23 protein-coding genes and 1 pseudogene are annotated in these 18,495 nt (G+C 48.3%); 21 read left to right on the top strand and 3 right to left on the bottom strand.

Annotated features, from left to right (window positions below):
• From urtC to ureG, 12 genes are all read left to right on the top strand, one after another.
• On the top strand, positions 1-962 hold a 962-nt coding region (urtC, locus tag ACLQ6D_RS02880), incomplete at its 5' end, for an urea ABC transporter permease subunit UrtC (protein ID WP_411725761.1).
• The gene (gene urtD, locus ACLQ6D_RS02875; RefSeq protein WP_411725759.1) at positions 959-1,741 is read left to right on the top strand and encodes an urea ABC transporter ATP-binding protein UrtD; all 783 of its coding nucleotides are present in this window, start codon (positions 959-961) and stop codon (positions 1,739-1,741) included. The genes urtC and urtD, both read left to right, overlap by 4 nt.
• The gene (locus ACLQ6D_RS02870) at positions 1,741-2,523 is read left to right on the top strand and encodes an ABC transporter ATP-binding protein (RefSeq protein WP_411725758.1); all 783 of its coding nucleotides are present in this window, start codon (positions 1,741-1,743) and stop codon (positions 2,521-2,523) included. The genes urtD and ACLQ6D_RS02870 overlap by 1 nt, the downstream gene beginning before the upstream one ends.
• Positions 2,524-2,680: 157 nt before the next feature.
• Entirely contained in the window at positions 2,681-3,262 is a 582-nt protein-coding gene (locus tag ACLQ6D_RS02865; protein WP_411725757.1) for a HupE/UreJ family protein, read from the top strand.
• Positions 3,263-3,377: 115 nt separating this feature from the next.
• Positions 3,378-4,382: a hypothetical protein gene (locus ACLQ6D_RS02860; RefSeq protein WP_411725756.1), complete on the top strand. Its 1,005-nt coding sequence runs from the start codon at positions 3,378-3,380 to the stop codon at positions 4,380-4,382.
• A 105-nt stretch (positions 4,383-4,487) separates the two neighbouring features.
• Positions 4,488-5,357 carry an urease accessory protein UreD gene (locus ACLQ6D_RS02855; protein WP_411725755.1) on the top strand — a complete coding sequence of 290 codons (870 nt, stop codon included), beginning with the start codon at positions 4,488-4,490 and terminating at the stop codon, positions 5,355-5,357.
• 25 nt (positions 5,358-5,382) lie between these two features.
• The gene (gene ureA, locus ACLQ6D_RS02850; RefSeq protein ID WP_411725754.1) at positions 5,383-5,685 is read left to right on the top strand and encodes an urease subunit gamma; all 303 of its coding nucleotides are present in this window, start codon (positions 5,383-5,385) and stop codon (positions 5,683-5,685) included.
• A gap of 9 nt (positions 5,686-5,694) precedes the next feature.
• Positions 5,695-6,012 (top strand): urease subunit beta, encoded by a 318-nt coding sequence (locus ACLQ6D_RS02845; protein WP_411725753.1) that lies wholly within the window; start codon positions 5,695-5,697, stop codon positions 6,010-6,012.
• On the top strand, positions 6,009-7,712 hold the full coding sequence (gene ureC, locus ACLQ6D_RS02840; protein WP_411725752.1) for an urease subunit alpha: 1,704 nt from the start codon (positions 6,009-6,011) through the stop codon (positions 7,710-7,712). The genes ACLQ6D_RS02845 and ureC overlap by 4 nt, the downstream gene beginning before the upstream one ends.
• 2 nt (positions 7,713-7,714) lie before the next feature.
• Positions 7,715-8,146, top strand: coding sequence for an urease accessory protein UreE (ureE, locus tag ACLQ6D_RS02835; RefSeq protein WP_411725750.1), 432 nt, complete (start codon positions 7,715-7,717; stop codon positions 8,144-8,146).
• The gene (locus ACLQ6D_RS02830) at positions 8,136-8,810 is read left to right on the top strand and encodes an urease accessory protein UreF (protein WP_411725749.1); all 675 of its coding nucleotides are present in this window, start codon (positions 8,136-8,138) and stop codon (positions 8,808-8,810) included. The genes ureE and ACLQ6D_RS02830 overlap by 11 nt, the downstream gene beginning before the upstream one ends.
• Before the next feature lie 7 nt (positions 8,811-8,817).
• Positions 8,818-9,447: an urease accessory protein UreG gene (ureG, locus tag ACLQ6D_RS02825; RefSeq protein WP_411725748.1), complete on the top strand. Its 630-nt coding sequence runs from the start codon at positions 8,818-8,820 to the stop codon at positions 9,445-9,447.
• Between the two features lie 87 nt (positions 9,448-9,534).
• On the opposite strand, the gene ACLQ6D_RS02820 is transcribed toward ureG, so the two are convergent.
• Positions 9,535-10,302 (bottom strand): inner membrane protein YpjD, encoded by a 768-nt coding sequence (locus ACLQ6D_RS02820; protein ID WP_411725762.1) that lies wholly within the window; start codon positions 10,300-10,302, stop codon positions 9,535-9,537.
• Between the two features lie 322 nt (positions 10,303-10,624).
• Here ACLQ6D_RS02820 and ffh point away from each other — a divergent pair, with 322 nt between their 5' ends.
• The 6 genes from ffh (at position 10,625) to aqpZ (ending at position 14,871) form a co-directional block, all read left to right on the top strand.
• On the top strand, positions 10,625-11,980 hold the full coding sequence (gene ffh / locus ACLQ6D_RS02815; protein WP_411725747.1) for a signal recognition particle protein: 1,356 nt from the start codon (positions 10,625-10,627) through the stop codon (positions 11,978-11,980).
• 119 nt (positions 11,981-12,099) lie between these two features.
• The gene (gene rpsP / locus ACLQ6D_RS02810; RefSeq protein WP_411725746.1) at positions 12,100-12,351 is read left to right on the top strand and encodes a 30S ribosomal protein S16; all 252 of its coding nucleotides are present in this window, start codon (positions 12,100-12,102) and stop codon (positions 12,349-12,351) included.
• Between the two features lie 5 nt (positions 12,352-12,356).
• Positions 12,357-12,863 carry a ribosome maturation factor RimM gene (gene rimM, locus ACLQ6D_RS02805; protein ID WP_411725745.1) on the top strand — a complete coding sequence of 169 codons (507 nt, stop codon included), beginning with the start codon at positions 12,357-12,359 and terminating at the stop codon, positions 12,861-12,863.
• 8 nt (positions 12,864-12,871) lie between these two features.
• Entirely contained in the window at positions 12,872-13,615 is a 744-nt protein-coding gene (trmD, locus tag ACLQ6D_RS02800) for a tRNA (guanosine(37)-N1)-methyltransferase TrmD (protein ID WP_411725744.1), read from the top strand.
• A 14-nt stretch (positions 13,616-13,629) separates the two neighbouring features.
• Positions 13,630-13,971, top strand: a complete 342-nt coding sequence (rplS, locus tag ACLQ6D_RS02795) for a 50S ribosomal protein L19 (protein WP_411725742.1) — start codon at positions 13,630-13,632, stop codon at positions 13,969-13,971.
• A gap of 204 nt (positions 13,972-14,175) precedes the next feature.
• Positions 14,176-14,871 carry an aquaporin Z gene (gene aqpZ / locus ACLQ6D_RS02790; protein ID WP_411725741.1) on the top strand — a complete coding sequence of 232 codons (696 nt, stop codon included), beginning with the start codon at positions 14,176-14,178 and terminating at the stop codon, positions 14,869-14,871.
• A 76-nt stretch (positions 14,872-14,947) separates the two neighbouring features.
• Here the strand turns inward: aqpZ and ACLQ6D_RS02785 are convergent, their stop codons facing one another.
• Entirely contained in the window at positions 14,948-15,850 is a 903-nt protein-coding gene (locus tag ACLQ6D_RS02785; protein ID WP_411725740.1) for a LysR family transcriptional regulator, read from the bottom strand.
• A 170-nt stretch (positions 15,851-16,020) separates the two neighbouring features.
• Here ACLQ6D_RS02785 and ACLQ6D_RS02780 point away from each other — a divergent pair, with 170 nt between their 5' ends.
• The gene (locus tag ACLQ6D_RS02780; protein WP_411725739.1) at positions 16,021-16,602 is read left to right on the top strand and encodes a beta-class carbonic anhydrase; all 582 of its coding nucleotides are present in this window, start codon (positions 16,021-16,023) and stop codon (positions 16,600-16,602) included.
• Positions 16,603-16,785: 183 nt separating this feature from the next.
• On the opposite strand, the pseudogene ACLQ6D_RS02775 reads toward ACLQ6D_RS02780, so the two are convergent.
• A pseudogene (locus tag ACLQ6D_RS02775) lies at positions 16,786-17,190 on the bottom strand (transposase); the annotation flags it as partial.
• Positions 17,191-17,193: 3 nt separating this feature from the next.
• Between ACLQ6D_RS02775 and ACLQ6D_RS02770 the strand changes: the two are divergent.
• Positions 17,194-17,565 carry a hypothetical protein gene (locus ACLQ6D_RS02770; protein WP_411725738.1) on the top strand — a complete coding sequence of 124 codons (372 nt, stop codon included), beginning with the start codon at positions 17,194-17,196 and terminating at the stop codon, positions 17,563-17,565.
• Between the two features lie 299 nt (positions 17,566-17,864).
• The coding region (locus ACLQ6D_RS02765) for an OmpA family protein (RefSeq protein ID WP_411725737.1) at positions 17,865-18,495 on the top strand (631 nt) is incomplete at its 3' end.

Here is an 18,495-nt window from a genome sequence, read left to right as displayed (position 1 = left end):
ATAGTGTTTCGTTGATAGGCAAATACCTGACTTTCGCGCTGTTAGGCCTATCGCTGGATTTGGTCTGGGGTTATTGCGGCATCCTGGCTTTAGGGCACGGCGCTTTTTTTGCCTTGGGCGGTTATGCGATGGGCATGTACTTGATGCGCCAGATCGGTAATCGCGGTGTCTATGGCAATCCATTGTTACCTGATTTTATGGTGTTCCTGAATTGGAAAGAACTGCCCTGGTACTGGTATGGTTTTGACCAGTTTTGGTTTGCCGCGCTTATGGTGTTGTTAGTTCCGGGTCTGCTGGCTTTTGTTTTCGGTTGGCTGGCATTTCGCTCACGCGTGACGGGTGTTTATCTGTCGATAATCACGCAGGCCCTGACTTATGCCTTGTTGTTGGCTTTTTTCCGCAATGAAATGGGTTTTGGCGGTAATAACGGCTTAACCGATTTCAAGGAAATCCTCGGCTTTAATATCCAGTCTGAAGCGGTACGCGCTTTTCTGTTGATGGCTTCTGGCATGGTGCTGGTTGCGGCTTTTTTGGTGAGCCGTTGGGTGATGAACAGCAAATTGGGTCGGGTGGTGACGGCTATTAGAGACCAGGAAATGCGTGTGCGTTTTCTGGGTTACCGTGTAGAGCTGTTCAAATTATGGATTTTTGTGTTTGCCGCCATGCTGGCCGGTATTGCGGGTGCGTTGTATGTGCCGCAAGTGGGGATTATCAATCCCAGTGAATTTTCACCGTTGAATTCATTGGAAATCGTCATTTGGGTGGCTATCGGCGGTCGTGGCATCTTGTATGGTGCCATAGTCGGGGCGGTGCTGGTTAATTATGCCAAGACGCTGCTGACCGGATGGGCGCCGGAAATCTGGTTATTTTTTCTGGGCGCTACTTTTATTCTCGCTACCGTGTTTTTGCCCGATGGTTTGTTCGGGTTCTGGCAACGTCGACTGCATGGGCAAAAATCATGAGCGAGTTAGCCCTTAAAGCAGGAGAAGTGGATACCAGTCATGGGCCGATACTGTATCTGGAAGGTGTTAGCGTCAGTTTTGATGGTTTCAAGGCATTAAATAATCTGTCTTTGTACATTGATGCAGGGGAATTACGCTGTTTGATTGGCCCAAATGGCGCGGGTAAAACCACTCTCATGGATGTAATCACGGGCAAAACCCGTCCAGACAGAGGTTCGGTATTTTTTGGACAAACCATTGATTTGTTGAAAATGGATGAACCCGCCATTGCCCAAGCAGGCATTTGCCGAAAATTTCAAAAGCCCAGTGTCTTTGACATGCTGAGCGTGTTTGAAAATCTGGAACTGGCTTTGGCTACCCATAAAGGCGTTTGGCCTACCTTATTCGCTAAGTTAAACGGTGTAAACCGTGAGCGCATTGAGCAAGTGCTGGAGACGATAGGGCTTACCGAACATCGGTCACAGTTGGCAGGTATTTTGTCGCATGGGCAGAAACAATGGCTAGAAATCGGTATGCTGCTGATGCAAGAGCCTAAAGTGATGCTGGTGGATGAACCTGTCGCCGGCATGACCCATCAGGAAGTCGAGCGTACCGCGCAGTTATTGTTGTCCTTACAAGGCGAACGGTCAATCATTGTGGTCGAGCATGATATGGAGTTCGTACGCTCTATCGCACAGCACCGAGTGACCGTGCTGCATGAAGGTTCGGTACTGACCGAAGGCAGTATGGATGAAGTGCAGAACGATCCGCGCGTCATACAGGTTTATTTGGGGGACTGATGCTCAATATTACGGCGTTAAATCAATATTATGGCGGTAGCCATACCTTATGGGATTTGAATTTTGAGGTGCCTGCCGGTTCCTGCGTGTGCCTGATGGGGCGTAATGGAGTCGGTAAAACCACTTTGCTGAAGTGCATCATGGGGCTTATTGCAGTAAGGGATGGTGAGATAGCGTATAGCGACACTCCTATTAGCCACGCCAAGCCGGAACAGCGAGCCGAACTGGGTATTGGTTACGTGCCGCAGGGACGGGAAATTTTTCCCTTACTCACCGTAGAGGAAAACCTGAAAATCGGCCTACGTGCGGCACACAAGCAAGGTATCAAGAAAATACCGGAACATATTTTTGAGATTTTCCCGGTGCTGAAACAAATGCTCAAACGGCGCGGCGGTGACTTGTCCGGCGGCCAACAGCAACAGCTCGCTATTGGGAGGGCATTAGTCATTAATCCCAAATTACTGATCCTGGATGAACCGACCGAAGGCATACAGCCCAATATCGTCAGTGAAATCGGCGATGTGATTATTCGTCTAAATCGTTCCAAAGGCATACCGACCCCGTTGCTTATAGTAAGCGACGAGGTGAAAGATGAAATCCGCGAAGGTATTATCAAAATCAAAAACGAGTTGGGGGTCACCATCTTGTTAGTCGAGCAAAAACTGCCTTTTGCACGGAAAGTGGCTGACCGCTTTTATATAATGGATAGGGGGCGCGGTGTCGCAGCCGGAAACATGGCGCAATTGGGCGAAGACATGGTTAAGCGTTATTTGACTGTTTGATTAGTAGCTGTCCAGATAAGTTCTGTCCGCCTGATGTGTATATTTTGCGCTGTAGATACTCTGTTCAAAGTCAATCAATAATATTGGTGATTTTGAACAGAGTTCTACATTGTGGTAACCTTCTCGTCCATAAATAATAAAACAATGAGGATTCTCTATGAAAGCTAACAGGTTGGTAATTTTTACTGGTTTATTGTTGATGTTGTCTTTACCAGCGCAGGCGCATACCGGTTCTGAAGCGGTACATGGCTTCGTCGATGGTTTTTTGCATCCTTTAATGGGTGTTGATCATTTGTTGGTCATGCTGGCTATCGGATTGTGGGCGGCGATGCGGGGCGGCAGGGCGTTGTGGTTGTTACCGATGAGTTTTTTGTTGATGATGGCGGCAGGCGCTGGATTACATTTTGCCGGTTTTACATTAAATGCGGCGGAAGCCTGCGTGGCATTTTCGGTACTGGCTTCAGGATTGCTTTTGTGGGGAAACTATCGCATTTCCTCTGGCCTGGCGGTAGCTTTGGTAGCCGGATTTGCACTAAGTCACGGTTATGTTCATGCCGCAGAGATGCAAACGGGAGCCGATGCAACTGCGTATGCGTCGGGTTTTCTGTTAACGACCGCATTACTGCATGTGTTGGGTATTGCTGCGGGGTTATCGGGAACGGTTAGACTAAAAATCATCAGCACCGGATTTGGCCTGCTTTACGCCGTAGTGGGTACGACCTCGCTGGCTGGGGTTTAAGTTGAAAGGGTAGGTTTAGCGTAAAGCCCAATAAAAACTCTCAAACAACAAAACGACTTTTTCATACGCCACTTATATCGTATAAATAATTTTATGCTTTTAACACATAACTCAAATGTCCCAATCAGTTTATACATGTATCGAGCAGCTCGACCTTGCCGCTCAGCAACTTGATAGGCGTGACCCGTCATACGCTCGGTTTGCGCTGATACTTACTGACAATGTTATAGAACTTATCATACATAGGATTTGCTTAAGCGAATTATCCTTTGATGCCATGCTGGTAAAAATAGGTGGATCACGCTTTACATCTAAGCAACGAAGTTATGCTCGAAGCCAGTATTTTGAACCAAAGATAAAGCTGTGTAAGGTAATTGGAAAAATCACATCTAATCAATTTAATGTAATTAAAATCTGCCATGGTTATAGAAATGAACTTTACCACGCAGGTTTAAAATACAACGGCATCATTTGGGATATTGCTTTGTTTTACTACGACTTTGCCATTGATGTATTTGAATCCGCTCCAGATTATTGGTGTTCAGGAATCCCTGTTACACCTACTGTTGAAAAACATGCGGCAAAGAAAGATGGTAGGGGAATTATTCATGAAATTGGAATGAGCGAAATTGCAAACTCTCTACGGCAATTAAAACCCTCACGTCATAGAGCCTTATCTATGGCATTGTCCGAATCTGCTCTAGAACAGACGAATGACGCGGCTGAAAATTTAGAATTCCTGGTTAATAATACATCTGCTGATCCTAAAAAACGTACAGAAGATGAGATAGTCGAAGAACTCCAGTTTTACGACTATATCTACTCAGAAGAGTCGGTTAAAGAACGCTTGAGTAAGGCACAAAATCTTACAGAATACCGTGAAACTACCAATCTCATTCGCAAAAGCTGGAAGCCAAAGCATAAGTCCAATCCATTACCTAAATTTCGTGAACAAGCCAAAAAGATTGCAAAAAAAAGTGAGGATATTGATGGGCTCAAAGAATTTGAGAGTTTCAAAAATAATTTTACCTATTTCTCTAGGGTAGTTGAAGAAAATGCCATAGCTTTAGAGCAAAAAATACAGCAGGAAATTAATGAATATCGTGATAGGTATATATAAAAACATACTTATTCTGCCTAACATTGCGTTGCAGCGGAGCGGGCAAATCAAGTCGCGCAGAATACGCTGTGCGTACCATTTTGCACAAACAACGGTAACACCCCATTGAAACCAGATACCCTGCTGGGAGACTCAATAAACGCTGGAATTGCTGACATTAATGTCCCGCAAACCCAAGGCTGGGAAGCAAAGCTGGAACTTGGGTTTGCCTTCAAATACGGCAAAACGGTATTGGCGCACCGCCGCCATTTCGGCCCGTTAACTGTACAGCGACCGTTTTATCCTGAAGGCGGGGTATGCCATGTGTATATCCTGCATCCACCGGGTGGTACAGTGGGCGGAGATCATCTGACGATTTGCGCCAAAGCAGCAGCACACAGCCATGCCCTGATTACCACGCCAGCCGCAGGAAAGTTTTATCGCAGCTCCGGCGCACAGGCCACGCAGATGGTAGAAATAAACATCTCAGAAAGTGCAACCGTGGAATGGCTGCCGCAAGAAACCATTATTTACGAAGGCGCACAGTTAAAATCAGCAGTTAAAGTTGAACTCGCGGCAGATGCCCGTTTTATTGGCTGGGAAATTTTGTCATTGGGTCGGCCTGCATGTGCTGAGAATTTTGATTATGGTTTAGCGGATCTGGGTTGGCAGATTTATTGTCAAGATCGGCCTTTATTTTTGGAACGGTTGCGTCTGGATGCACGGGCTTTTGCTGCTCGTTGGGGATTACAAGGCTTTTCAGCCTGCGGAACGCTGTTTGCTACCCCCGCTAGTGCTGAAAGTTTGCTAGCTGTTCAAAATTTAATCGGCGATACTAAAGGCCGTGGCGTGACACGCATTGATGAACTGTTGGTTTGCAGAGGCTTGGACAGCAGAAGTGACCGATTACGCGGATTTTTTGAACAGGTGTGGGGCATTGTACGACCGGACACTGTTGAACTTAACGCTTGTGCGCCTCGTATTTGGGCAACCTGATTAGAATAGGGATTGGAATAAAACGATGCAATTGACACCCCGCGAAAAAGACAAGCTGCTGCTATTCACCGCTGGTCTCCTAGCCGAACGGCGCAAGGCCAGAGGACTTAAGCTTAATTATCCTGAAGCCGTGGCTTTTATTAGTGCCGCTATCATGGAAGGCGCACGCGATGGCCGCACGGTCGCTGAATTGATGGAATTCGGCCACACCCTGCTTTACCGTGATGATGTCATGGAAGGTGTGGCGGAAATGCTCCCTGATGTGCAGGTTGAAGCCACTTTCCCTGATGGCACCAAACTAGTGACTGTCCACAATCCTATCGAATAGGACTATGGCATGATTCCAGGAGAAATTATTACCGCTGACGGCGATCTGGACCTGAATACAGGTCGCGTGGTGATTAGCGTGGTGGTTGCCAATAGCGGAGACCGGCCTATTCAAGTCGGCTCACATTATCATTTTTTTGAAACCAATCCTGCTTTGCATTTTGACCGTGCCGTAACACGTGGCTTCCGGTTGGATATTCCGGCTGGAACAGCAGTGCGTTTTGAACCCGGCCAGCAACGCGAAGTGCAATTGGTGGCCTTTGCCGGATTACGCCGAATTTACGGTTTTCGTCAGGCGGTGATGGGTGGCTTGGAGGAAACCTTATGAGCCGTATTAGCAGACAGGCTTATGCCGATATGTTCGGGCCAACGACTGGTGACCGGGTGCGCTTGGGCGATAGTGGCTTATTTCTAGAAGTCGAAGAAGACCGTACGGTTTATGGTGATGAAGTCAAGTTTGGTGGCGGCAAGACAATCCGCGACGGCATGGGGCAAAGTCAGGTTGGCTCCTCTCAGGCTATGGATCTGGTTATCACCAACGCACTCATCATCGATTACTGGGGGATTATCAAAGCGGATGTCGGTATCAAAAACGGTCGCATTGCAGGCATCGGCAAGGCGGGCAATCCCGATACGCAACAAGGTGTCGATATTATCATCGGCCCCGGGACTGAGATTATTGCCGGGGAAGGGCAGATTCTCACGGCTGGCGGCATAGACGCGCATATTCATTTTATTTGTCCGCAGCAAATCGATGAAGCGTTGATGTCGGGCGTGACCACCATGATCGGTGGAGGCACCGGCCCTGCGACCGGCACGAATGCGACCACCTGTACACCGGGCCCATGGAATATTCAGCAGATGTTACGGGCGCTTGATGGTTTTCCTATGAATTTCGGTTTGTTAGGCAAAGGCAATGCCAGTCTGCCCACTGCCCTGGAAGAACAAGTCCGTGCCGGGGCGATGGGTTTAAAATTGCATGAAGACTGGGGGACGACTCCGGCGGCGATTGATTGTTGTCTGGGAGTCGCTGAGCAGTTCGATGTGCAGGTCGCCATCCATACCGATACCCTGAACGAATCCGGTTTTGTCGAAGACACCTTCGCCGCCTTCAAAGGCCGCACCATCCACACTTATCACACCGAAGGTGCCGGCGGCGGTCATGCGCCCGACATTATCAAAGCTTGTGGCGAGGCAAATGTATTGCCGTCATCAACTAATCCGACGCGGCCTTATACCGTCAACACAGTGGATGAACACTTGGATATGCTGATGGTTTGCCATCACCTTGATCCTGGCATTGCCGAAGATGTCGCGTTTGCCGAGTCACGCATTCGCCGCGAGACTATTGCCGCCGAAGACATCCTGCATGATCTGGGGGCGTTTTCGATGATTTCTTCTGATTCCCAAGCAATGGGTCGGGTTGGTGAGGTCATTATCCGCGCTTGGCAGACCGCACATAAAATGAAGGAACAGCGCGGCAGTTTGCCGGAAGATTCGGCACGCAACGACAATTTCCGTATCAAACGTTATATCGCCAAATACACCATTAATCCGGCGATCAGCCACGGTATAGCGCATGAAGTGGGTTCTATAGAAGTCGGCAAACTGGCCGACTTGGTGTTATGGCAACCGGCTTTTTTTGCGGTGAAGCCTAGCCTGATCCTTAAAGGCGGGTTTATTGCCGCTGCGCCTATGGGTGATCCCAATGCCTCGATTCCAACGCCGCAACCAGTACATTACAGGCCGATGTTTGGTTCATTCGGTACGACCGCTTCGGCTACCTCGATGTTCTTTTTGCCTAAAGTCGCTGTCGAATCCGATATTTCAATGTCTTTGGGACTTAAGAAGCAGGTGGGCGTGGTGAAAGGAACCCGTACCATCGGCAAAAAGGATTTAATCCATAATAACTACCAACCGAATATTGAAGTTGATCCACAAAGCTATGAAGTTCGTGCTGATGGGCTGCTTTTAACCTGCGAACCCGCGACAATATTACCGTTTACCCAACGCTACTTTTTATTTTGACTATGCTGAAATTGACTGAATTGGCTCCAGGCTCGACAACGCCTGATGATGTGGTGACATTGCCGTATGAAACCCGTCAGAAAAGCCGCCTATTAAGCCAGACCGATGGGGGGACTAAGATTGGAATATTTTTACCTCGTGGTCAAATACTGAGTCACGGTTTGGTATTGAAGGGTCATGATGATTATCGTGTTCGGGTTAATGCGGCGGCAGAGCCGTTGTCCGTAATACGCACCGATAACACATTGCAATTAGCCCGCGCTTGTTATCATCTGGGTAATCGACATATTGCCTTACAGATTCTACCCGGCGAGCTACGTTTTTTGACCGATCATGTCTTAGACCAAATGTTGGCAGGGCTAGGATTAACGGTTACCCATGAATCACTGCCCTTTGAACCGGAGTTAGGCGCTTATCATAACCATGGTCACTGACTTGGCATTGATGCGATTGATGCAACTGGTCAGTCCGGGTTTGCCAATCGGGATGTACAGTTATTCCCAAGGCTTAGAGTGCGCGGTCGATGATGGTTGGATAAGCAATGCTACCGAAACTGGGGAATGGCTTAGCGGATTGATGGATAGCTGCCTGACCCGCATCGACTTACCCATACTGGCGCGGCTATACGATGCCTGGGAAAGTGGTAATATGGAAAGGGTTGACTATTGGAGCAGAACCCTGATTGCCCACCGGGAAACCGCAGAACTAAGGGCAGAAGACCGACAAACCGGGCAGGCGTTGGCGCGTTTGCTGGATGCTATGGACTTGACAGAAATGCAGCCTTGGATACGTAAGTCGGAAACCACACTTGCTACGGTATTTAGTTTTGCCGCCGTTAATTGGGGAATTCTCAAGTACGAGGCAATGCTAGGTTATTTATGGAGTTGGTTGGAAAATCAAGTCTTATGTGCAGTCAAATTAGTGCCCTTAGGACAAGTGGCAGGCCAGCGGTTATTGGCAGATTTAGCCGCAAAAATACCGAATTTAGTTGATAGGGCTTTACAACTTGCCGATACCGAAATCGGCGGTAGCGCGTTTAGCCTAGCCTTAGCCAGCAGTCGGCATGAAATGCAGTATTCCAGATTGTTTCGTTCGTGAGGATAAAATGAATAACAAACAAATATTACGGGTAGGTATAGGTGGCCCAGTGGGTTCAGGCAAAACGGCATTAGTGGATGCCTTATGCAAGCAAATGCGTTATCAATTTGAAATCGGCGTGGTGACCAATGACATTTACACCCGCGAAGACCAACAGTTCCTGATCCGCAGTCAAGCCCTGCCGGAAGAACGGATTTTGGGTGTGGAAACCGGCGGCTGTCCGCACACCGCCATCCGTGAAGATGCGTCGATGAATCTCGCGGCAGTCGATGAGTTAAGCCAGCGTTTTGATAACCTCGACTTTATCATGGTCGAGAGCGGCGGTGACAATCTCAGCGCCACCTTTAGCCCGGAACTCGCCGACCTGACCATTTACGTGATAGATGTCTCCGCAGGTGACAAGATACCCCGTAAAGGTGGCCCAGGCATTACTCGGTCTGACTTGTTAGTCATCAACAAAATCGATTTGGCGCCTTATGTCGGCGCATCGCTGGAAGTTATGGATCGGGATGCCAAAAAAATGCGCGGCGAGAGGCCGTTTGTATTTGCTAATCTTAAAACCGGGGTAGGTCTTGAAGCAATAGAGGCGTTTATTATTCAAGCAGGTATGTTAAATTCTCTGGCTGATATCAGCTAATTCCAGGATTGGGTTTCTGGACTCGATTGTTGTCCAAGTGTGACAAGGAAGTTTGTGTGCAGTACTTTCTGGTTGCTGGTTTCTCTGCTATCGGTGCAGAATAATCTCCATAACCAGCTTGCTGCCGAAATAAGCCAAAAGCAAAAACATAAATCCCAGTAAAGTCCATTTTATAGCCGTCCATCCCCGCCAGCCATAACGGCTGCGCCCAATCAGTAAACCGGAAAATATTAGCCACGCCATAATGGAAAAAAAGGTTTTATGGGCAAGGTGCTGGGCGAATATGTCTTCCAGAAAAATAAAACCACTGGCAAGGGCAATGCTCAGGAAAAACAGCCCCGCACCTATCATATGAAATAGCAGTGACTCCATGCTTTGCAGCGGCGGCATGGATTGTATAGTGCGTTTTGGGGGATGGCTTTTAAGTTGCTGGTTTTGAATGACCAGCAGAATAGCTTGCAAAGCGGCAATATTCAGCAGGCTGTATCCAATAATTGCAGACAGGATGTGGGTGTTCATTTGCCAGCTATGGGTGTCAAGGGAACGTTGTTTTTCTGGGAAACACACTTCCAGGGCCAGCATCAACGCAGTGACAGGGAAAAGGAGGATACCCAGATTTTCGACGGGTTTACCCAGTGTTGCCAGCAACAAAAGCAGGGCAACGATCATTGAAACCAGGGAGGCCATACTAAAAAAACTAAAATTGAATCCCGCGTTTTGGTGGATGATGAGGGCTGTGTACAAAATATGCAGAGTGATCGCTCCCCACGCACAAGCGAGTGCTACTCGTTTTGATTTGTCCCGATTTGATTTATCCCGATTTGATTTATCTAGGGGTAGCGGCCTTATTATCATGGCAGCGCTACTTAAGTAAGCGCAGATTGCGATAGCGGCAAGTAGGTTGACGTTCATCAATGTGCTTGGTTCTGGTATAAAAAGTTGCTGTGTATGTTTGAAGTAATGGTGTGACGTAATGGCTAGCCCTAATGGGGTTTATATTGCCAACCCCAGACAGTCAGTAGCGCTTGTTAATCATGGTTGATTTCATTAGAAAATCGTCACTTGTCCGAGTTGGCCGCCGGATGTAATAGTGACGACGGCTATGTTAATATACCGCATTTATAGTCCTAACGCATTTGCGTCAGGAATGATTTCCCCAAATAGTAAAGATCAGGACATGTTTGATAATCTAACCGACCGATTAAGTAGTACCCTTAAAAAGCTCAAAGGACAAGGGCGACTGACTGAAGACAACATCAAGGAAACCTTGCGCGAAGTGCGGATTGCCTTGCTTGAGGCCGACGTTGCCCTTCCTGTCGTCACGGATTTTATCGAACGGGTCAAGACGGGCGCTTTAGGTCAAGAGGTTCAAGCCAGCCTGTCTCCAGGCCAGGCGATGATAAAACTGGTTCAAGCCGAACTGGTTAAAGTGATGGGCGATGCCAATGAGAAACTTAATCTCAATGCGGTTCCGCCTGCCGTCATTTTAATGGCCGGTTTGCAGGGTGCGGGTAAAACCACCACCGTTGCTAAATTGGGTCGTTGGCTCAAAGAAATCCAAAAGAAAAAAGTGGGTGTGGTGAGTGTTGACGTTTACCGTCCTGCGGCGATCAAACAATTAGAAACCCTGGCGAACAGCCTTTCCTTGGAATTTTTTGATAGCGACGTTTCCCAGAAACCGGTCGAAATTGCCCTGCTAGCGATAGAAGCAGCCAAGAGAAAATTCCTGGATGTCATCATCGTCGATACGGCAGGCCGTTTACATGTCGATGACGGCATGATGGATGAAATCAAGGCATTACATACGGCAATCAAGCCGATAGAAACCCTTTTTGTCGTCGATAGCATGACCGGGCAGGATGCGGCGGTCACAGCAAAAGCGTTCAACGATGCCTTGCCCCTGACTGGCGTTATCCTTACCAAAGCGGACGGCGATGCGCGGGGCGGTGCAGCCCTGTCGATACGCCATATCACCGGCAAACCCATCAAGTTCATTGGCGTCGGCGAGAAAGCGGATGCCTTGGAGCCCTTCCATCCTGACCGGCTGGCTTCCCGTATTTTAGGCATGGGCGATATGCTCAGCCTGATCGAAGAGATGGAGCAGAAAGTCGATAAGGAAAAAGCCGAGAAATTTGCCCGTAAAATCCAGAAAGGCAAAGCTTTTGATTTTGACGATTTTCTTGAGCAATTGCAGCAAATGCAAAGTATGGGCGGGGTGGGTTCCATGCTAGATAAATTGCCCGGCATCAATAACGTACCCAAAGCAATGAAAGATCAGGTCAACGACAAAATGCTGGCGCGGCAAATTGCTGTCATTCGTTCCATGACCAAACAGGAAAGGCGCTATCCCGATTTGATAAAGGGTAGCCGAAAGCAGCGTATCGCGAACGGCTGTGGTCAGGAATTGCAGGATGTCAACCGTATGCTCAAGCAATTCCTGATGATGCAGAAAATGATGAAGAAACTAAAAACAGGGAATATGGCTAATATGATACGCGGCATTAAAAACAATGTCCGTGGGATGAGAAGGTAATATTCGTGAAGGTAAAAGGGGTTGTGTTTGCAGCAATATTAATTTGTTCTTCACATATTCGCCATTTCGCGTAAAATGGGTTGATTAATTTTGGCTAAATGTTTTTGAGGACTTAAAAGATGGTAACTATTCGTCTTTCCAGAGGTGGTGCGAAAAATCGCCCTTTCTACCATGTTGTCGTAACAGACAGCAGAAACGGACGTGATGGCCGTTATATAGAGCGGATTGGTTTTTTCAATCCGGTTGCCCGTGGCAATGAAACGAAATTGTCCTTGGATAGCGAACGAGTCGTTTATTGGACATCCAAAGGGGCGCAGCCTTCCGAGCGGGTTGCAAGATTGATAAAGGATGCCAGGAAAGCGGCTGCATAAGCCGTTTGTCCAATCAAAATCTTATTAATGTTGGGAAAATTTCTGGCATTTTTGGCCTTAAAGGCTGGTTGAAAGTATTTTCCTACACAGAACCCAGGGATAGTATCCTCAGCTATAAGCACTGGCTGCTAAAGAAGGGTGGACAGACTAAATCGATTAAAGTAATTGGTGGCCAGATCCAGGGAAAAGGTGTAGTTGCCCAAGTTGATGGGGTTGCTGACAGGGATCAAGCCCAGGAGCTGATGGGTTGGGAAGTGTATATCAGCCACGGACAGTTACCGCCCCCGGCAAAAGGGGAATATTACTGGGCGGATTTAATCGGCCTGGATGTTGAAAATCTGGAGGGTATTCGACTCGGTAAAGTTGACAGCCTGTTGCAAACAGGCGCTAACGACATTCTTGTTGTCAAGGGAGACCGGGAGCGGGCATTGCCATTCCTTCAAGGGCAAACGGTGAAATCCATTGATCTTGTCGCAGGCAAAATGATTGTCGATTGGGATCCTGATTTTTAGTGACAGCCATGCGTTTCGATGTGCTTACCCTGTTTCCCGAAATGATTGTTTCTGCCGCAGGTTATGGGATATCGGGCAGGGCGCAAGAACGCGGAATTGTTAGATTGTCGGCCTGGAATCCAAGGGATTATACGACCGATAAGCACCGGACAGTTGATGGCCGTCCATACGGTGGTGGGCCTGGGATGGTGATAAAATACCAGCCTTTGCATGATGCGCTTACTGCCGCCAAACAGGCAGGTTCTGGTTCAGCCAAAGTTGTGTATTTAAGTCCACAAGGCAAGCCGATTACCCAAGCATTATTGGTCGAAGCGTGTGAGGTACCACAACTCATATTGGTCGCAGGCCGATACGAAGGTGTGGATGAGCGCTTTGTCGAGTTGGATTGCGATGATGAGTGGTCAATTGGCGATTATGTCATCAGCGGCGGCGAGTTGGCAGCGTTGGTGGTCATTGATGCAATGACGCGGCTACTGCCCGGTGTCTTGGGAGATGAAGATTCCGCCCAGCAAGACTCGCATGTTAACGGTTTGCTCGATTGCCAACATTTTACCAGGCCAGAGTTGGTCAATGGCGTTGCGGTGCCAGACGTGTTATTGACGGGCAATCATGCAGATATAGACCGTTGGCGCATGAAGCAAGCCCTAGGCAGGACTTGGCAGAGAAGGCCGGATTTGCTAAAAAAGAAAGAATTAACGGTAGGGCAGGAAAAACTGCTGAAAGAATTTATAAATCAAGTTGAATTGGATTAAACACAGGTGTGGTAATGAGTAACATAATTGATGCATTAGAAAAAGAGCAGCTAAAACAGATTCCTGATTTCGCTCCCGGCGATACCGTAGTTGTGCAGGTCAAGGTTAAGGAAGGCGAGCGTGAGCGGATTCAGGCGTTTGAAGGCATAGTCATTGCAAAACGCAATCGCGGATTGAACTCTGCTTTCACCGTGAGAAAAATTTCCCACGGCACTGGCGTAGAACGCGTATTTCAAACCCACAGCCCAATAATCAGTGAGATTATTGTTAAGCGCCGTGGCGATGTCCGCCGCGCTAAGTTGTATTTCTTGCGTGACCTTACTGGTAAGGCGGCACGTATCAAGGAAAAATTGTAAACTGATTTTTTATAATGATTCGTTTAAAGGCAACGTTTCGTTGCCTTTTTTATGCCTGAAGGAGTGTGATAAGGGCTACAAGTACAGCCTAGCTTTGATGTAATAAAACTGTTATTTGAACCGTGTTCTAGCGGATGGTATCATTCTAACGACACCGATAATTTTCGACGTCGGTAACAATTTAACGAAAACAGAGGAATAGTTATGAAACAGTATGTAGCAGAGTTTTTCGGGACGTTTTGGTTGGTTCTGGGCGGGTGCGGTAGTGCGGTGCTGGCGGCTGCGTTTCCTGATGTGGGTATTGGCTTGCTGGGAGTGTCGTTTGCTTTCGGGTTGACTGTTTTGACGATGGCATACGCTATCGGCCATATTTCCGGTTGCCATCTGAATCCGGCAGTATCGATCGGGCTATGGGCAGGGGGACGTTTCCCTGCAAATAAACTATTGTTTTACATCATTGCACAAGTCATGGGTGGAATCGTTGCGGGAGGGATTTTGTACCTTATCGCCAGTGGCAAGGCAGGGTTCGATCTTTCAGCGGGGTTCGCTTCCAACGGATACGGTGAACATTCACCAGGCGGGTATTCCTTGACCGCAGCTTTGATAACAGAAATTGTCATGACCATGATGTTCCTGTTGATCATTTTGGGGGCTACCGATGCCCGCGCTCCCCAAGGCTTCGCGCCGATTGCAATTGGGCTGGGGCTTACTTTGATCCACTTGATCAGCATACCCGTCACCAACACCTCAGTGAATCCAGCAAGAAGCCTGGGTGTCGCGCTTTACGTGGGTGACTGGGCGATGGCGCAAATCTGGTTGTTTTGGGTAGCGCCTATCGTTGGCGCTTTGCTGGGTGCGGCAGTTTATCGTTATCTGGCTTGTCCTTGCGACGAGAAGTGATCAAACTCTATACACTCCACCGAAACAGAGGTCGTTTCGGTGGAGTGGTTGGTCGTGCAATAGGCAACATGCCCCATTATGAATTATGCATATCAGTTTCAGCAAAATAACGGATTAAAAAATCCACAAAAGTTGTCAATTTGGCAGGTAGAAACCGTCTTTGCAAGTAGGTCGCATAAATGGCTAAGGACGGGATACGATAGGCTTGCAAAATTTCCACCAGCTTGCCTTGGGCAAGATAAGTTGCCACAGAAAGCTCAGGCGTTTGCGTTATGCCCATCCCCAAGGCAGCCGCTTGACATAACGCCCTGCCATTATTTGAAGCGAAACGCCAGGTTGTCTTGACTTTGACCTCTTCGTTTCCAACCTTAAAAATCCAGTAGTCTTTGTGCGGCGTATCCGTATTGTAAAGGCAATGGTGAAACTTTAATTCCTCAATCGTTTTGGGTTCGCAGTATTGCTTTATATAGCCCGGTGAGGCATAAGTGCATAACCGGGTTTCGGCGATTTTTCTGGCAACGACACCTAAATCAAGGCTATCGGTCACCAAAATTGACAGGTCAATACTGCCCTCGCTCAAATTTACGTGGCTGTTATGCAAGGTCATCATGATCTTAACTTCGGGATATGCCAGTTGATAAGCTTCGATAGCGGGTACCATGAACAGGCCGCCAAAGTCGATTGAGGCGCTGATCCTTAGCGTTCCCTTGACATTCCGCCCTAACTGGGAGGTGGATTCGTCCAGTTCGGAAAAATCATCAAGCAGCTGTTTACTGCGGTGATAATAGATTTCCCCGGCCTCAGTCAGGCTGATTTTCCGGGTTGTCCTGTTTAGCAGGGCAACCCCCAGGGACTCTTCCAATTGCGCGATGTACTTGCTGATCATCATGGCGGACAAATCCATTTCCCTGGCGACAGCCGCGAAAGTGCCCAGTTCAACAATGCGGCAGAAGACCTGCATATTATTCAATTTATCCATACTATAAATTTAAAATTTATATTTTATAAATTTAATCGGCTATTCAAAACCCTGGCTTATGAGTATACACTTCAAACCGGAGATAGTTAATGCCGCTTGGTTTTTCTCATTGATATGACAGGGTCAAGCGGCTTTTTATTGCCTAATAATAATTAATAACGGAGCATGGTATGACTAAAATTCTTAATGAAGTGTTATCAGCAAACAGGGATTACGTAAATAACTTTGGCGACAAAGGCTCTTTACCCCTTCCGCCTGGACGGCACTTTGCTATCTTGACCTGCATGGATGCCCGTTTGGATCCCGCCAAATACGCCGGATTGTCAGAAGGCGATGCCCACGTCATCCGCAATGCCGGTGGCCGCGCCAGTGATGATGCCATTCGTTCACTGGTTATTTCTTACAAACTTCTGGGCACCAACGAGTGGTTTGTCATCCATCACACCAACTGTGGCATGGAATTGTTCACCAACGAAATCATGGGTGATTTATTGGGCAGCAGCTTAAAAACCGCGTCCATTGATGAAAATGGCTGGCACGATTGTTGCGAAGGCCCCGGTTGCAATGAAGGCAAATACATCAATTGGTTGACCATCAAGGAACAGGAAGCAAGCGTAACTGAGGATGTGACACGAATCAGGAATCATCCGCTGGTTCCAGGCAATATTCCCATCTACGGTTATATCTACGATTGCGGGACAGGAAGGATGGTCGAGGTTCCTACTGCAACTCAAGTTGGCAGGGCCAGTTAAGAAGCGGGCAACTGTTTCATCAAAAAATTTACATGGCCATGAACAACCCACAGGTTGCAGAAAACCCGGTTGGTGCATGACGCACAGCTTCGGCAAGCGGCTGGGGATTTGGTTTCCCCAAAAGCGCCGGTTCAGCCGATAGCAAAACTCGCCCAGGTATTCTTGCACATGGCGGCCTGACACGCCGTGGTAGATGCCGGGCAGGCAGCCCTTAAAGCCCTTAAAGTTGCCGATGGCCACATGGGCCCAAGGCAACCATCCGTCGGCCAATTCAGGGGGTGTTGCTTTGGCGACACGATGGTGGCTTTCGGTGAGCGCCTTGAGGGCGGCAAATGCGTCCGTATGCGGCGTTTGACGGGGCGCGATCGCCTGTTGTGCAAATTCTTTGACGCTATCCTGCGTCAGCCGGTCAACGGCTTTCATGGCGACAAAGCCCGGTTTGCCGTGGTTGTGTCCACAGGCCACCAGAATGGCCGTCTTGCCGTCGGCGCGCCCGGACGCTTGCCGCCGACAAAGGCGCCATCCAGCCCGATAATGCCGGTAAAGGCGGCCCTGCCCACCCATCGCAACCCGTAACTTCCGCAACATCCGATGGGCGGTCAACGAGGAAACACCGATGAGCTTGGTCAACCGCAAGGCCGAAATGCCGCCCTAGTCAGACGACACCCAGTAGATGCACCAAAACCACTTGACCAAGGGCAGTTTGGTGTTGTGGAACAAGGTGCCGGCGGTCACCGAGGCATGACGGTGGCTACCGGCGCATTCACAAACGTGCCGGGTTTGCAGCGGCCAGCCTTTCTGATGGCCACAACGCCCGCAACAGAAGCCATCAGTCCACCCCAGTTTAATAATGGCTTGAAGACAGTGCCTTTCACCCGAAAAGTGTTGTTACCATTCCCAAAAACTCGTGGCTTCTGTTTGCATAACGGTTCTCCAGGCCATCAATTCAAAATTTGGGTTTGATGACCTGTGGTAAGTTCATAGCCATGATAATTTATCGTACTTAGGGATAGGAAAACTGCGTTGGATAATACACGGAATCCATGCGAAAGGTGAATGAAACCATCTCAATGAAAAGTTTGATAATGAGAAAAATAGGCTGTTCAGTTATGGTTAATAATTATCGGATAAATTAACTGCCAGTAACCACTGATTAGTTGCTTGTTTTGGGCTACACTAAAATGGAAAAATGCTCTTTATCTACAAGAAAAAATCCTAACCATCTAATTTTTATTTAATTACCCCCTAGAGACCGTGCAATGATGAAAAAACAATTTTTAGCAATAAGCATAAGTTCGGCGCTATTGACTGCTTGTGTAACCGATCCCTACACCGGCCAATCTACAATCAGCAACACTGCCAAGGGAGCCGGTATCGGCGCTGTTCTTGGTGGGGCAACCGGCACTGCATTTGGCGGCAACGACCTTAAAAATGCTGGCTGGGGCGCTTTGGCCGGTGGCGCAGTGGGTGCCGCTGTGGGCGCTTATATGGATCATCAACAACAAGCCATGCAGCAATCACTGCAAGGAACCGGTATTGAAGTCCAGAGAACGGCAGAAAACACCCTGAACCTGACCATGCCTAGTAGCATCACTTTTGGTTTTAATTCTGCGGGATTAACGCCGGACGCGCAAAATGCGCTGAATTCCGTAGCCAATGTATTGAACCAGTATCCTGATTCGACGATCAATGTGACAGGCCATACTGACGACACAGGCAGCGATAGCTATAACCAGAGACTGTCCGAGCAACGGGCGGCCAGTGTTGCCGCTTTTTTAGCCCAGCATAATGTCAATTATGGCCGCCTCTCCCAACAAGGCATGGGTGAGCGTATGCCTAAATTCCCTAATGTTGATGAAAACAACCGGTCACAAAACCGGCGCGTAGAATTGG

The sequence above is a fragment of the Methyloglobulus sp. genome, from assembly GCF_046714055.1.
Classification (GTDB): Bacteria; Pseudomonadota; Gammaproteobacteria; order Methylococcales; family Methylomonadaceae; genus Methyloglobulus.
The sequence above is the reverse complement of the archived record's forward strand: the minus strand, read 5'-3'. Positions and strand labels throughout refer to the sequence as shown.